The following is a 15,530-nucleotide window of genomic DNA, read 5'->3' as shown; positions in this document are numbered from 1 at the left end:
TCACCTCCCTTCCGCGGTGAGACCGCGGCGCAGCACGGCGACCACGGCATCGACCCAGGCGGCGGCGGTGTCGGCGGCCAGCCGCTCGGGCAGGTAGACCAGTTCGAGGCGGAGCCGGTCGGACTCCCCCGACATGTCGAGCATCAGGTCGGGGTCCATCACCGGGTCGGGGATCTCCCGCGGCGTCACCTCGAGGCCGGGCAGGGTGACGCCGGTGCGCCAGGCGCTCTGGTGGGTGGCCTTGACCTGGAACAGCGGGAACCGGCCGGACTGTCGGGGCGGGTTCACGGCGGCCACGATCTTGTGGAACGGCAGGCGGTCGTGCTCGTACGCGGCGAGGCACTGCCGCCGGGTGAGCGCGAGCAGGTCGCCGAAACCGGATCCGGCGCCGATCAGGCGGACCGGAAGCTGGTTGACGAAGGTGCCGACCAGGTCCTCGCTGCCGGGCCAGGAGCGGTTCACCGAGTCGATGCCGATCACCAGGTCGTCGACGCCGGTGATGTCGGTGAGCGCGGTCGCGAACGCGGCCAGGACCGCCATGAACGGGGTTGCCCGGGCCGTTCGGGCCAGGGCGCGCAGCGCGGCGGTCTCCTCGGTGGTCAGTTCGCGGATCTCGGCGGCGGTGCGGAAGTCCGGCTTGGCCGGGCGGGGACGCAGCGGCAGCTCGATCGCGGGTGGCGCCCCGGCGAGTTGCTCGCGCCAGTAGCTCTCGCTCTCCGCCGCTTCCGGGCCGGCCAGCCACTGCCGTTCCGCGGCGACGTACTGGCCGAAGCTGACCGGTGGCAGCGGCACCGCACGGTCGCCGGCCCGGTAGCGCTGGTAGTACTCGGCGATGTCCCGGCTGAGCACCATCAGCGACCAGCCGTCTGCGACCAGGTGGTGCAGGACCAGCGTGAGGACGTGCTCGTCGGGGCCGGTGCGGGCCAGGTACGCGGCCATCAGCGGCGGTTGCCCGCTGCCGATCGACAGCGCCGGGGCGGGCGGCGGGTCGTCCGCGGCGCGCGGCTGGATCGGGATCGGCGCGTGCGGCCACACGGTGGCCACCGGCACGCCGCGGGATTGGCCGAAGACGGTGCGCAGCGGTTCGTGCCGGGCCACCACGGCGTCCAGCGCGTGTTGCAGCGCGGCCCGGTCGAGCGCGCCGCGCAGCGCGAGTTCGAGGTGGATGAGCAGCGGGGCCTTGCCGCGGTTGAGGTTCTCGACGAACCACAGCCGTTCCTGCCCGGAGGAGAGCTTGCCGGTGGCCGGCTCCACGCTCGCCGCCGGGGCCGGTGTCGCGGCGGCGGCCCGCACGGCGGCGAGCAGGCCGCGCGGGGTCGGGTCGGCGAGGAAGGCGGGCAGCGCGACACCGTCCACCCCGAAGGCCGATCGGGCGGCCGCGACCACCCGCATGGCCTGAAGTGAGTCGCCGCCCACGGCGAAGAAGTTGTCCTCCGGTCCGATCCGGGTGCCACCGAGCGCGTCGACCATCAGCGCCGCGATCCGGGAAGCCTCGTCCCGCGGCGCCTCGGCGGGGCCCGCGGGTTCGTCCGGCTGGGCGGCCAGGGTACGCAGGTCGGCCTTGCCGGCCGGAGTGGTGGGGATCCGGTCCAGCACGGTGAGCCGCTGCGGAACCAGGTGCGCGGGCACCAGTTCGCGCAGCTCGCCGAGGATGGCGGCCGGGGTGTGGGTCGCGCCGCCGCGCAGCGTGACGAAGGCGCGCAGCCGCCCGGCGGTGACCACGCAGGCGGCCGCCGCCACCCCGTCGACCCGCAGCAGCTGCGCCTCCACCTCGCCGAGCTCGATGCGGTGGCCGCGGACCTTGACCTGCCGGTCGCGCCGGCCCAGGTAGTGCAGCGTGCCGTCGACGTCGCGGCGCACCCGGTCGCCGGTGCGGTAGAGGCGGCGGCCCGGCCGGCCGGAGAGGTGGTCGGGCCGGAAGGCGAGCGCGGTGCCGGCCGGGTCACCCAGATAGCCGCGGCCCACTCCGGCGCCGCCGACGAGCAGTTCGCCCTCGGCGCCGTCGGGCACCACGGCGCCGGCCGGGTCCACGACGTACAGGTCGGTATTGATGATCTTCTGACCGATCGGGGCCCAGTCGCCGGCCGCGCAGTCGGCCGGGGTGACGACGTGGTGGGTGACGTCGTCGGAGCATTCGGTGGGGCCGTACGCATTCATGATCGGCACGTCGGGTCGCAGCTCGTGCCAGCGCCGGGCGAGCGCGCTGGGCAGCGCCTCCCCGGTGGCGACGAGCAGCCGCAGCGGTTCCAGGGCGGCGCGCAGCCGGGGGCTGCCGTCGAGCGCGTCCAGGATGACGGTCAGGTAGGACGGCACCACCTCCAGCACGGTCACGCCGTGCCGGGCGACCCAGGCGGCCAGCTCGGCGGGCTCGGACAGGTTGGCCGCGGAGCCGACCGCGACCCGGCCGCCCGCGGTGAGCGGCGCGAGGGCCTGCCAGACCGAGATGTCGAAGGAGAGCGGTGCGGTCAGCGCGACCACATCGGCCGGGGTGAGCGCCAGGTCGAGGCGCTTCGCCTCAAGGTGGTTGTCCATGCCGCCGTCGGTGACCATGGCGCCCTTGGGCACGCCCGTCGAGCCGGAGGTGAAAATGACGTACGCGAGCCCGTCCGGCTCCCGTGGCACCGGGTCGAAGCCGGTCGCCGCGGCCGGGTCGGCGGTCACCACACTCGGCACGCCCAGCTGTTTCGCGTACTCCGTGTGGCCCGGCTGGACCAGCAGAACCCGTACCCCGACGGTGGCGCACATCCGGCGGGCGCGATCCGGTGGCGTGCTCGGCTCGACCGGCAGGTAGGCCGCGCCGGTCCACAGCACACCCAGCACCATCGCCACGAACCGCGGGCTCCGTTCGGCCACCACCGCCACCAGGTCGCCGGGGCCGGCGCCGCGCCCGGCCAGCTCGGCGGCGTACCCGCCCGCCTCGGCGGCCAGTTCCGCGTAGGTGCGCGCGCCGTGGTCGTCGGCGACCGCGATCGCGGCGGGGGCGGCGGCCAGGGCCCGCTTGAAGCCGGCCAGCGCGTCAGTTCTGTTCCGCATGCAGGGCCCCTCTGGTCTCGGGCGTGCGCAGCCGCTCCAGCGGCAGGTCCGGGTCCGCCGCCGTGGCGCGGACGGCGGAGCCGAGCAGGGCCGCGAGACCGGTCACGGCGGCGTGGTCGTACCGGTCGGCCGCGTAGCGCCAGGACACCCGGTACCGTTCGCCGCGCTGCTCGATGTCGACCACCAGCGGGTACGCCGGCGCCTCCGGCACCAGGTCCTCCAGTTCGGTCTGTAGACCGTTGAATGTCACCGGTGCGTCCGGAGGCTGGAGCACGAGGAGCACCTCGAACGGTGATCCGTCGCCGCCGGGCGCGGCGGGGAAGAGCGGCGCGAGTTCCTGGAACGGCAGGTGGGCGGAGCGGTATGCGCGCAGCGCGCCGTCGCGGGTGCGGTGCAGCGCCGTGGCCGCCGGGTCGCCGGGCGCCAGGTCGACGGCGAGCACGCCGACGGTGAGCAGCGGGCCGATGACGCCGCGCCGCTCGGGTCGGTCGCGTTGCGCGATCAGGGTGCCCAGCAGCACCGTCTCGCGCCGGTCCGCGCCGCTGTGGGTGAGCGCCGCGAGGGCGGTCGCGAAGACCATGTACGGCGTGGTTCCGGTCCGCGCGGCGAGCGAGCGGACGGCCTCGGCCAGGTCGGCCTCGATCCATTGCACGACCTGCCCGGTGCCGGCCGGCTCGGCGCGGGCCAAGTCGGCGCCGGCCGGGTCGGTGTTGGCCTGCCCGGTGCCGGCCGGGTCGGTTCGCCCGGCGGGCAGCGGCGACCGGGCGAGCGGCCCGTCGGCCACGCCGCGCCATTCCGCCAGCACCTCGTCGCGGTCGAACTCCCGCCGCCAGGCCAGTTCGTCGTGGCAGTAGTCGGCGAAGGTGTATCCGGCCGTCGCGGCCGCCCCGGCCCCGTTGTACGCCGCCGCGAGGTCACCGAGGAACACCGACAGCGACCACCCGTCGCAGACGATGTGATCGACCACGACGAGCAGGCGCCACTCGTCGGCGCCGAGCCGGGCCAGCATCGCCCGGAACGGCAGCTCCCGCCGCAGGTCGGCGACCACCGCCGCCTCCGTCTCGGCGAGGCTGGTAAACGCCTCGGGGCCGAACTCGGCCACCGCGCCGCGCAGGTCCAGCCGCGGCAGTTCGAAGTCGTCCAGGCTGCCGGGTGCCCAACGCAGACCGGTGTCGTCGTCGGTGAAGCGGGCGAGCAGCACCGGGTGCCGGGCGAGCACCGCGCGCAGCGCCGCCTCGAAGGCGTCCTCGTTCAACTCGCCGCGAATGCGCAGCACCCCGGGCATGTTGTAGGTGGGCTGGTCGGGAAGGCGTTCGCGGAGGAACCAGAAGCGTTCCTGGGCGGCGCTGGCCGGCGCGGGGTAGCCGCCGCCGGCGGCGGCCCGTGGTCCACGCCCGCCGCCCGGCGACCGGCCGGCCCGGCTGACCCCGGCGACGAACTGCGCGAGCCGCGGCCCGGTGAACACCGCGTCGACCGGCACCTCGACGTCGAGCAGCTCACCGACCCGGTCCACCATCGCCAGCGCGAGCAGCGAGTGGCCGCCGAGCGCGAAGAAGCTGTCCTGCCAGCCGACCTCGACGCCGAGCAGCGTGGACCAGATGCCGCGGACGGCGGTGGCCAGGGGGTCGTCGGCCAGGCCCGGGTCGTCGACGCCGGCCCGGTCGGGTTCGGCGTACCGCAGCGCCCGGTAGTCGACCTTGCCGTTCTTCGATCGCGGGAGCCGGGGCAGCGCGACGAGCAGCGTCGGGATCATGAAGCGGGGCAGGTGCTCGGCGAGCGCGGCGCGCAGCCGTTCATCCTCGGCCGGGCTGAGCAGCCGGCCCTCGCCGTCCTCGTCGGCCGGTTCGCCGAGCACGACGTAGCCGGCCAGCACCGCGCCGCCCGCGCCCGGGTGCACGCGCAGGGCCGCCGCCGTGACGCCGGAACACTGCCGCAGCGCGCCCTCCACCTCCCCGGGCTCGATCCGCAGGCCGCGCACCTTCGTCTGGCTGTCCGCCCGGCCGAGGAAGTCCAGCGCGCCGTCCCGGGCACGGCGGCCCAGATCGCCGGTGCGGTACATGCGGCCGCCGGGCGTCGGCGAGTACGGGTCGGGCACGAACTTCTCGGCGGTGCGGCGCGGGTCGCCCCGGTAGCCGCGACCGACCGCACCCCAGCCGACGTGCAGCATGCCGGTCACGCCGGGGGGCGCCGGCGCGAGTTCGTCGTCGAGCACATGCACCGTGGTGTTGGCCAGTGGCCACCCGATGGACGGGGTGAGCGGCCCGTCCGGCCCGTCGGCACAGATCCCGGCGGTCACGTCGTCGGTGCATTCGGCCGGCCCGTACGCGTTGTGCACCGGGATCGCGGGCAGCTCGTCGACCCAGCGCCGCAGCACCTCGGGGGTGAGCGCCTCACCGGTGGAGAGCATGACCTTGAGCCGCCCGGGAGTGGCCGCCAGGCCGGCGTCGAGCAGCGCGACGATCGCCGACGGCACCAGCTCCAGCATGGTCACCGCCCCCTCGGCGACGACGGCCAGCAGCTTGGCCGGGGACTGCGAGGCGGGTTCCGGCACGATCCGGACCAGCCCGCCGATGATCAGCGGGGCGAGGAACTGCCAGACGGAGATGTCGAACGAGACCGGGCCGGTCTGCGCGACGCAGTCGTTCTCGCCGAGGTCGAAGTGCTCGATCATCTGCCACATGTGGTTGGTGACGCCGTAGTTGGTGGAGACGGCGGCCTTGGGCAGCCCGGTCGACCCGGACGTGTGGATGATCGTGCAGGCCGCGTGGTCGGGACCGAGCCGCGGCACCCGCTCGGCGCTGCGCCCGGCGACCAGCTCGTCGAGCCGCAGCGGGACGGGGCCCTCCCGCGGCTCGTCGAGCAGCCACCGCCCCGCGTCGTCGGCGATGACGGCGACCGGACTCGTGGCGGCGATCATGGCCGCGGCCCGGCGGGGCGCCTCGATCGGGCTGACCGGCACGTAGCAGGCGTCCGCCTTGTGGATGCCGAGCAGGATCACCAGGTAGTCGACGCAGCGCCGCGCGCTCACCACGACGTTGCGGTCCACGCCGGCGCCGAGTTCGCGCAGCCGGGCGGCCACGTGGTTGGCCCGTTCGTCCAGCTCGGCGTAGGTCATGGTGCGCTCGCCGTCGTCGGCGGCGAGCGCGTCCGGCCGGCGGGCGGCGTGCCGCTCGACCGCGTCGACGTAGTGCCCGGGCCGGGCGATGTCCGGCCCGAAGCCGGCGGCCACCGCGGCCGCGGTCTCGGCGGCGCTCAGCAGCGGCAGCCACGTGGCCGGCGTCTGCGGGTTCTCGGCGACGGCCGCGAGGAGGGTTCGCAGCGCCCCGGCGACCTGGCCGGCCTGGGCCCGGTTGACCCGCCGCGGGTCGTACTGGAGCTCGAAGCCCAGCACCCCGCCGCGGACCACGGCGTTGAGCCCGATGTCGGACTGCGCGGTGAGGTCGGGCAACGGGAAGCCGTGCAGTGTCGCGGCGCGGCCCAGCGGCACGGTCGCGGCCGGATCCCCGGCGATCACCCCGGCCGCGGCGGCGCCACCGGGCAGCGCCGAACCGTAGAACGAGAACATCGCCTGGAAGATCGTGGCGCCGGCGGTCTCCCGATGCGGGTTGACCAGCCGGGTGATCTGGGCGAGCGGCAGGTCCTGGTGGTCCAGCGCGTCCAGCACCCGCTCCTGGGTGGCACGGGCATGGTCGGCGAACGACCGGCCGTCCGGGCCGCCGGACCGCACCGGGACGACGTTCACCAGGTAGCCGACGTAGGCGGCGAGCCGCGGGTCGGTGCGGCCGGCGGTGGGGACGCCGACCAGCAGGTCGGACTGGCCGGACAGCCGGTGTAGCAGGATCTGGTACGCCGTGAGTAGCACGTTGTGCAGGGTCAGCCCGGACCGGCGGGCGAAGTCGGTGAGCGCGGCGGTCACCCCGGGCGGCGCGTCGAACCGCAGGGCGCCGGTGGCCGGCTCGTCGCGGGCGGCCTTCGGCAGCGCCAGCACGGGCGGCTCACCGTCGAGTGCGGTCTTCCAGTACGCGGCCAGCTCGTCGCCGTGCGCGGCGAGTACCGCCTTCTCGTGCCCCGCGGGGCTGATGTCCGGCGACCCGGCGTCCAGGGGTTCGCCGCCGTAGGCGCGGGCCAGTTCGGCGAGCAGGACGGTCAGCGAGGCGATGTCGCAGACGATGTGGTGCAGCGACAGCACCAGCACCGAGTCGCCGGCCCGGCGCAGCGCGGCCACCCGCAGCAGGTGGCCGTCGGCCAGGTCGAACGGTGTGGTGGCGAACTCGCGGTACCAGCCGGTGAGCCGCTGCTCGTCCCAGGAACGCGCGTCGATGCGGTCGACGCGCACCCGCCACGGGCGCAGCTCGGCCCGCGGCTCCCCCGCTTCGGAGCGGATCGACAGGCGCAGGCTCGGGTGCCGTTCGACGAGCCGGGTGAGCGCGGCGTCGAGCGTGTCGACGTCCAGCTCGCCGACGACCCGGAAGGCCCGGGTGACGTTGTACGCGGTGCTGTCCGGCTCCACCCGGTGCAGGAACCACAGGGCGCGCTGCGCCTGGGTCAGCTCGTAGCCGTCGCCGGCGGCCGGTGCGGCTGTCGAGGCGGGCGCGGCCAGGGCCGTCGCGGCCAGCGACGCGATGGAGGACGCGCGCAGCGCCACGGACATCGGCAGCGTGACGCCAAGGGCGGTCTCGAGGTCGTGCTGGAGCTGGGTGGCGGCGAGCGAGTCCACGCCGAGCGCGGCGAGGGCGTCCCCGGGCGCCGGCCGGTCGGGCAGTCCGAGCCTGGCCCGCAGGTGCTCGCACAGCGCCGCAGCGAGCTGCTCGGCCGAGTCGAAGGGGCCGGTCAGGCCGGGCCCACCGGTTTCCCCGTCGGTGGCGACGGTGCTGTCCAGCAGTGCCGTCAGTTCCCCGGCCAGGTAGCGGGTGCGGGCCACCTGCCGCTGGATCTTGCCGCTGGAGGTTTTGGTGACCGTGCGGGGTGCGACCAGCAGGACGGTGCGCACGGCCACGCCGTGCACGAGCACGACGGTCTCGCGGATCCGCCCGGCGATCTCCGGCCAGGACAACGGCGGTGTCTCCGGCCGGATCTCCTGGCAGACCACCACGGCCTCGTCGCCGTCCTGGTCGACGGCGAACACGGCGCCGCAGCCGGGGCGCACGCCGGGGTGGCAGGCGGAGATGTCCGCCTCCAGGTCCTCGGGGTAGATGTTGCGGCCGCGGTGCACGATCAGGTCCTTGCTGCGGCCCTGGATGAACAGCTCGCCGTCGTGCACGAAGCCCAGGTCGCCGGTGCGCACGGGGGCGGCCGGTCCGCTGCCGGCGTCACCCCAGTAGCCGGAGCCGTTGCTCGGGCCGGTCACCACGATCTCGCCGGTCCGGCCGTCGGGCAGCGGCGCCGCGGTCCGCGGGTCGGCCACGGTGACCGACGTGTGTTTCGGCAGGGGATAGCCGGCCAGCTCCAGGGTGGCCGCACCGGCGACGGCCGCGACGGGCCGGCCGGCTTCGAGCGAGGCGCGGGTGAACGCCCTGCTGCTCCCGCCGGAACCGGGCTCGGCCGCGGTCACCAGCAGGGTCGCTTCGGCCAGGCCGTAGCAGGGGGTGTGCGCCCGCGGGCGGAACCCGGCCGGGGCGAACCGCTCGGAGAAGGCCCGCAGCGTACGCGGGTGCACCTGCCCGGCGCCGTTGAACGCCACCCGCCACCGGCCGAGGTCGAGCCCGGCAAGCTCGGCGGCGGTCACCTTGCGGACGCACAGCTCGTACGCGAAGTTGGGTCCGCCGCTGATGTCCGCTTGCTCCCGCGCGATCGTCTCCAGCCAGGTGGCCGGGCGGCGCAGGAACGCGGACGGGTCGAGGATCACGCCGCGGGCACCCGTGTACAGGGGCTGGAGCAGGCCGCCGATCAGGCCCATGTCGTGGTGCAGGGGCAGCCAGCTCACCACGGTGGAGTCGGGGCGTACCCCGAACGCCTCGGCGATCGCGGCCTCGTTGTGCAGCAGCGCGGCGTGCGAGACGAGCACCCCGCGCGGGGCGCTCGTGGAGCCGGAGGTGTATTGCAGGAAGGCGATGTCGGCGTCCCGCACGGTCACCGGGCCGGTCCCGCCGCTCTCCGGAAGGTCGTCGGCGATCAGCCACGACTCGGCCGGCGGTAGGCCGCGCAGGTCGTCGGGCGCGGCCGCGGCGAACTGCCGCACGAGCGAGGTGGAGACGATCAGGGCCGGCGCGCAGTCGCGCAGCACACCGGCGACCCGGCGGCGGGACGCCTCGTCCAGCGGCAGCGGCAGCGGTACCGCGATCACGCCGGCCGCCAGGCAACCGAGAAAGGCAGCCGCGAACTCCGGGCCGGTCGGCATCAGCAGGACCACCCGGTCACCGGGCCGCACCCGCCCGGCCAGCGCCGCGGCCACCACCGACGACCGGCGCGCCAGGTCGCCGTAGCTCAGGACGGTTGCCGGATCGGCGGGGTCGAGCGGCTGGAAGGTGAGTGCGGTGCGGTCCGGGTCGCGCTCGGCGTGCCGGTGCAGCACAACGGCGAGGGACTCGTCCATCAGGCCCCACCCGCCCAGGTGGCCTCGATGGTCAGCGCACCCGCGCCGAAGATCAGCCGGGGGTCGAGCAGCCGGCTGGCGTCATAGTCCACCGACAGGTGGGTGGTCTCCTCCAGCATCCGGCGCATCGCCACCTCGATCTCCAACCGGGCCAGGGCGGCGCCGAGGCAGTAGTGGATCCCGTGCCCCAGGGCGAGGTGCGGGTTGGGCGCCCGGTCCATCCGGAACTCGTCGGCGCCGGGGAAGACGCGCGGGTCCCGGTTCGCCGCCGCGAGCCAGACCGTGACCGGCTGGCCGGCCGGGATGAGCTGCCCGCCGACGGTGACGTCGGTGCGGGTGTGCCGGGTGACCCGGGTGGTCTGGTTGCGGTAGCGCATGACTTCGTCCATGGCCGGGCCGAGCAGGCCGTGGTCGGCGCGGAGCCGGGCCATGGCGGCCGGGTGTCCATCGAGGACGATCATGGCGTTGGCCAGCGTGAGCGTGGCCGCCTGGCCGGTGGACAGCAGCAGCGCGATCAGGCCCACGACCTCGTCGTCGCCGAGCCGTTCGCCGTCCACCTCGGCCCGGGCGAGCGCGCTGGCCAGGTCGTCCCTCGGGTCGGCGCGCCGCCGGTCGAGGTACTCGTGCAGGTAGGCAGACATCAGCCGGGCACGGGTGGCGGTGCGCTGGAGCACGTTGCTGCCCGAGCGTGGGTCGATCAGCTCAAGCAGGTCGGCCGACCACCGCCGGAACAGCTCCTGGCCCTTGGGCGGGATGCCGACCATCCGGGCCACCACGGTGGAGACGATCGGCGCGGCGTACTCGTTGACGTACTCGAACCGCGGCTTGCCGCGCACCGCGGCCAGGTACTCCTCGACGGTCTCCCCGACCATCGGGGCGAGCCCGGCGACGTAGCGCGGGGTGAAGACCCGGCCGACCAGCGCCCGCAGCTGCCGGTGCCGCGGCGGGTCCATCCAGGACAGGTTGCCCGCCCGGAAGAGCTGGAACGCCGAGCCCTCCGGCAGGGTGGTGGGCTGTTCGCTGGAGAAGGCGGCGTGGTCGCCCAGCACGGCCATCGCCTCGGCGTGCCCGAAGACGTGCCAGCCGTCCTGTTTCGGGGAGCAGTGCACCGGCGCCCGCTCGCGCAGCGTGTCCAACCAGGACACGAACTCCACCTCACCGCTGGGCGGGCTGGTCCATTCGGTTACCGGCGTGGCCACGTCAGGCCCCCTTCACGCTCGCGGCCGACCCGAGGTGATGGGCGCTGACCCAGGCCGGGTCGTACACGGTGTCCCGGTACGCCTGGCCCGCGTCGGCGCACAGGAACGCGACCACCGGCGGCGGGCCCCGCCAGCCGTCGAAGTAGCGGTTGATCGCGGCGTACACGCAGCCGGTGGATCCGCCGGCCAGCAGTCCGTGGTCGCGCAGCAGGTCGTGGCACCCGGCCACCTCCTCCCGCTCGGAGACGATCACCGAGTCGGTGATCACCGCCCGGTCGATCAGCGGCGGCCGGATGCTGGAGCCGATGCCGGGGATCCAGCGGCGGCTCGGCGGGCCGCCCAGGATCACCGAGCCGGCCACGTCCACCGCGATCACGGTGACGTCGCCGAGGTCGTGGGTGACCCGCTGGGACAGCCCGGCGATGGTCGCCCCGGTACTGATGCCGACGAACAGGTGGGTCAGCGTGGGCAGCGCCGCGACCAGTTCGGCACCGGTCAGCTCGTAGTGCCCGCGCATGCCGTCGGCGTTCGAGTACTGGTCCGGCCAGTACGCGTCGTCGAGCTCCTTGACCAGCTCGGCGACCCGGTCCAGCCGGGCGAGCAGGAACCCGCCCGCGTCGACCGGGCCCTCGACCTTCTCCACCCGGTTCCAGGTCGCGCGCAGCGTGCGTTCGGTCGCCGCGTTGACGTTCGGGTCGATCACCGGGATCAGCCGGATGCCCAGGCGGGCGCACAGCCAGGACAGGGCGAGCGCGAAGTTGCCGGACGATGACTCGACCACCGTGGTCCGGCGGGTGATCTCGCCGCGCCGGACCGCCTCCCGCAGGATCCAGTACGCGGCCCGGTCCTTGGCGCTGCCGCCCGGGTTGGCCGATTCCATCTTCGCGTGCAGTTCCACGTGCGGGTGTGCCAGCCGGACCAGGTCCGTGCGTGGCATCTCCCGTCGCGTGGCCTCGACGCGCTCCCACAGCACCGCGTCGGTCATCACCACCACCCCCTCCGGGCGCCGCTCACGTCGCGGATCAGGCCCGGCAGAGCCGGAAGCCCATGTCGTAACAGCTGTAGTCCGGCGGGTTGTAGATGCGGACCCAGACCAGGACACCGCGCGGATTGCAGTTGTTGTAGAAGGAGCCGCCGCGAATGACGCCGAGGTCGACCGTGCCCTTGGGGGTGGTCAGCCGCTTGGTCTTGGTCGGCGCGTACGGGTACCGGTGGTAGCCGTTCGCCATGATCTCCCAGACGTTGCCGACCATGTCCTCGGGACCGAGGGCGCCGGCCGCCGCCGGGTACCGGCCGACCGGGGTGGTGTCGCCGACGTGCATGGTGTGGTTGCACGACTGCGGGGTGGGCGGCTCGTTGCCCCACGGGTAGTTCCGGCCGTCGGTGCCGCGGGCGGCCTTCTCCCATTCCGCCTCGGTGGGCAGCCGGGTCCCGGACCAGCGGCAGTACTCCATGCAGTCCAGGTAGCTGACGTGGGTGACCGGGTGGTCGTCCTTGCCGGTGAGGTCGGAGCCGGGGCCGTGCGGCGCCCGCCAGCTCGCCCCCGGGGTGGCCTTCCAGAGGTAGTCCTGGTCGGGGGTGGTGATGTCGTCGCCGCCGTGCCAGACCCAGCTCTCTCCCTTTCGCTCCGCCGTGGTGACATAGCCGGTGTCGGCCACGAAGCGCCTGAAGTCGGCCACCGTCACCGGCCGGCGGGCGATGTCGAACGCGTCCACCCGCACGGTGTGCATGGGCGCCGACGCGCTCGGCTCGCCGTCCGGCGGTGGCTCGTCGGTGCCCATCAGGAACGGCCCCTCGGGCACGGTGACCCAGTGGTCGTCGCCGATCGCCGCCGGGTTCTCGTGCGCGGCCGGATCCGCCCGACCGGCGCCGCTGATCGCCGCGGTCATGAAACCTCCGAGTAACTCGATGCGGGCTGATTGGTGTGGTCCTGCCAGTACCGCCGAGCGGTCGACAGCGGCGCCGTACCGCAGCGCAGCAACTGGTCGTGGAAGTGTTTGAGGTCCTGACGCGCCATCCGGCCGGCACTGTCCCGCCAGTCCCGGATGACGATCTTGCCGAGGGCGTACATGGCGCCCAGCGGGTTGCTGGTGACCGCGAGGATCTCGCGGGCGGCCCGCTCGTCGGACCAGCCGGCGGCGCCGGCCGCCTCGGCCACCGCGGCGCCGAAGCCGGTCTGCTTCAGGTGCATGGTGAGGAAGGCGACCAGCCGGGTCGAGGACTCCAGCGCGGAGCGCTGCTGGGCGACCCGCAGCAGCGGCCGGCCCTCGGCGAGGCCGTGCTCGACGGCGAGTTCCTCGGCGTAGTGCGCCCACCCCTCGGTGAGGCCGTCGATCCACGGGAAGCAGGTGCGGATCGTGCTGCCGCCGGCCTCCGCGGCCTCGGCGTGCACGTAGTGCCCGGGGTACGCCTCGTGCACCGCGAGCAGTTCGAGCATCGGTTCGTTGAGGAACTCCCGGTGCGCGGCGCCGGCCGTGCCGGACAGGTTCGGCAGGTACAGCAGGTGCGGCGGGCGGGGTTTCTCCAGCGGCGCGGACACCTGGAACTCGACGGTGGCCGCGCTGCTCGGGCCGTCGGCCAGCCCGATCGCCAACGGCGTGACGGTGTCGGTCGACACCAGGTCCGCGCCGGCCCAGAAGTCGCGTACCCGCGTGATGATCTCGGCGAAGGCCGCGTCGGTGTCCGTGCTGACCTGGCCGGCCAGCATCGCCACGACCTCGCGGCGGTCTGCGGCGCCGAGCTGTTTGGCCAGCGCGTCCAGGCCGTGCTGCGCGGCGGCGACCTCGGCGCGGGCGCGGTCGAGCAGCTCGCGGGCGGGCCAGGTGATGCCGTCGACCACGCGGAGGAACTCGGTGAGCTTGTCCGGGCCGTACAGCTGCGCGGTCGGCTTGGTGGCGTGGACCGCTCGCCCGTACTCTTCGCAGGCCGCCGCGGCCGCGGCGGCGAGGTCCCGCGGCCGGGCCAGCCGGCGGGCCACGGTGGCGAGCTGGGCGGCCGCGCCCTGCGCCGACTCGAGGCCCCGCAGTCGTTCACCAGCCGGCAGCCGGGCCGGCAGGGTCCGGGCCGCCTCGGCGAGGAAGTCCGGCAACGCGCGCAGGTGTGTCTCCAGCGCGGCGGCGCGGTCCGCCTCTGGCGCGTAGTCGCGCAGGTAGGACGACACGTCGGTCTCCGCGAAGACCTCCGGCGGCGTGAGGTACGCCTGGCCGAGCGCGGTCAGCTGGAACTGTTCCGCGTGCACCATGTGCAGCGCCGAGTCCAGGTCGGCACGCAGCTCCGGATCCGCCGGGCCGGCGCGGAGCGCGGCACCAAGGGCGCTGCCGAGTCGGTCCAGTTCCGCCGCCGCGCGCGGCTCGGTGCTCGGCAGGACGCCGTCCGCCCGGTGCCAGCCGGCTCGCCGGCCGAAACACGGGTTCTGCCGGAAGAAGTAGGACACCACCGCGTCGACGGCCGCCACGGCCGCGGCAGTGTTGTCGCCGGGGCTGGTCACGGCGTCCCGCCGCCCAGCACCAGCCGCACGGAATCGTCCAGGATGGACAGACCCTCGTCCAGGTCGGGATCGGTGATGGTCAGCGGTGGCAGCAGCTTGACCACGTCGTTACGCCGGCCCGAGGTCTCCATCAGCAGGCGCCGCCGGAACGCCGCCGCGCACACCCGGCCCGCCTGCTCCGGGTTCTCGAAGCGCAGGCCCCGGCCCAGGCCACGCCCGCGCACGCTGAGTCCGGCCCCGGGGTGGGCGGCCGCGATGTCCGACAGCGCCCGGAAGACCCGCTCGCCGCGGGCCCGGGTCGACTTCTCCAGCTTGTCGTCGCTCCAGTACACGCGTAGCGCCTCGGTGGCGGTGACAAAGGCGTGGTTGAAGCCGCGAAAGGTGCCGCTGTGCTCGCCGGGCCGCCACACGTCCAGGTCGGGCCGGATCAGCAGCAGCGACAGCGGGCAGCCGTACCCGCCGATCGCCTTGGAGAGGCAGACCAGGTCCGGTACGACACCGGCGTCCTCGAAGCTGAAGAACGGCCCGGTGCGCCCGCAGCCCATCTGGATGTCGTCGACGATCAGCAGCGCGCCGCGCCGGCGGGTCGCCGCCGCGAGCGCGCGCAGCCAGGCGGCCCGCGCGGCGAACATGCCACCCTCGCCCTGCACCGTCTCGACGATCACGGCGGCGAGGTCGTCCGGCTCGTCGATCCCGGCCAGCAGCGCGTCGAAGTCGGGGACCTCGGTGGCGGGCCGGTCGGGGTCGAGGTCGTACGGCAGCCGCGCGGTGTGGTTCAGCGGCACGCCCGCGGCCTGCCGGTGGGCATCCCCGGTCACCGACAGCGCGCCCAGCGTCATGCCGTGGAACGCGTTGTCGAAGTGCGCGACCACCCTGCGGCCGGTGGCCTTGCGGGCCAGTTTCAGCGCCGCCTCGACGGCGGTGGCGCCGGCCGGGCCGGGGAAGACCACCTTGTAGTCCAGCCCGCGCGGGCTCAGCACCAGTTCGGACAGCGTCTGGAGCAGTTCGGCCCGGGCGGTGGTGAACATGTCCAGCGCGTGGGTGACGCCGTCCCGCTCGAGATAGGTGATCAGCGCCCGCTTGAGGACCGGGTCGTTGTGCCCGTAGTTCAGCGTGCCGGCGCCGGCGAAGAAATCCAGGTAGGACGTGCCGTCCGCGGTGTGCAGCCGGCTACCGGACGCGTGGTCGAACACCACCGGCCAGCTACGGCTGTAGCTACGTACCTCCGACTCGTGCTGCTCGAAAACCCTCATACTGCGTTCCGTCCCCCGTTCGGTCG

The 15,530-nt window shown here is 74.4% G+C and carries 7 protein-coding genes; all 7 read right to left on the bottom strand.

Translation table 11 applies throughout. The features are described from left to right. Genes KJS59_RS13915 through ectB form a run of 7 tightly spaced genes read right to left on the bottom strand, consistent with a single transcriptional unit; the run spans position 1 to position 15,504 of the window. On the bottom strand, positions 1-3,033 hold the full coding sequence (locus KJS59_RS13915) for a non-ribosomal peptide synthetase (protein ID WP_213453289.1): 3,033 nt from the start codon (positions 3,031-3,033) through the stop codon (positions 1-3). Then, positions 3,017-9,565 carry a non-ribosomal peptide synthetase gene (locus tag KJS59_RS13910; protein ID WP_213453288.1) on the bottom strand — a complete coding sequence of 2,183 codons (6,549 nt, stop codon included), beginning with the start codon at positions 9,563-9,565 and terminating at the stop codon, positions 3,017-3,019. Before KJS59_RS13910 ends, KJS59_RS13915 begins: the two co-directional genes overlap by 17 nt. Continuing rightward, on the bottom strand, positions 9,565-10,764 hold the full coding sequence (locus tag KJS59_RS13905; RefSeq protein ID WP_213453287.1) for a cytochrome P450: 1,200 nt from the start codon (positions 10,762-10,764) through the stop codon (positions 9,565-9,567). The genes KJS59_RS13910 and KJS59_RS13905 overlap by 1 nt, the downstream gene beginning before the upstream one ends. A gap of 1 nt (position 10,765) precedes the next feature. Continuing rightward, complete coding sequence (locus KJS59_RS13900) at positions 10,766-11,749, bottom strand: pyridoxal-phosphate dependent enzyme (protein ID WP_213453286.1); 984 nt, start codon at positions 11,747-11,749, stop codon at positions 10,766-10,768. A 37-nt stretch (positions 11,750-11,786) separates the two neighbouring features. Then, entirely contained in the window at positions 11,787-12,653 is an 867-nt protein-coding gene (locus KJS59_RS13895) for a formylglycine-generating enzyme family protein (RefSeq protein WP_213453285.1), read from the bottom strand. Next, positions 12,650-14,251, bottom strand: a complete 1,602-nt coding sequence (locus KJS59_RS13890; RefSeq protein ID WP_213453284.1) for a DUF885 family protein — start codon at positions 14,249-14,251, stop codon at positions 12,650-12,652. Before KJS59_RS13890 ends, KJS59_RS13895 begins: the two co-directional genes overlap by 4 nt. After that, positions 14,248-15,504: a diaminobutyrate--2-oxoglutarate transaminase gene (gene ectB, locus KJS59_RS13885; protein WP_213453283.1), complete on the bottom strand. Its 1,257-nt coding sequence runs from the start codon at positions 15,502-15,504 to the stop codon at positions 14,248-14,250. Before ectB ends, KJS59_RS13890 begins: the two co-directional genes overlap by 4 nt. Positions 15,505-15,530: the final 26 nt, after the last annotated feature.

The sequence above is a fragment of the Rhizomonospora bruguierae genome, assembly GCF_018397995.1.
Taxonomy (GTDB): Bacteria; Actinomycetota; Actinomycetes; order Mycobacteriales; family Micromonosporaceae; genus Rhizomonospora; species Rhizomonospora bruguierae.
This window is presented reverse-complemented; position numbering and strand designations above follow the sequence as displayed.

Bases quoted from the DNA above. Each gene is read 5' to 3' on its own strand.
- KJS59_RS13895 (WP_213453285.1), bottom strand. From the start codon at position 12,653: ATGACCGCGGCGATCAGCGGCGCCGGTCGGGCGGATCCGGCCGCGCAC.
- KJS59_RS13910 (WP_213453288.1), bottom strand. From the start codon at position 9,565: ATGGACGAGTCCCTCGCCGTTGTGCTGCACCGGCACGCCGAGCGCGAC.
- KJS59_RS13900 (WP_213453286.1), bottom strand. From the start codon at position 11,749: ATGACCGACGCGGTGCTGTGGGAGCGCGTCGAGGCCACGCGACGGGAG.
- KJS59_RS13915 (WP_213453289.1), bottom strand. From the start codon at position 3,033: ATGCGGAACAGAACTGACGCGCTGGCCGGCTTCAAGCGGGCCCTGGCC.
- ectB (WP_213453283.1), bottom strand. From the start codon at position 15,504: ATGAGGGTTTTCGAGCAGCACGAGTCGGAGGTACGTAGCTACAGCCGT.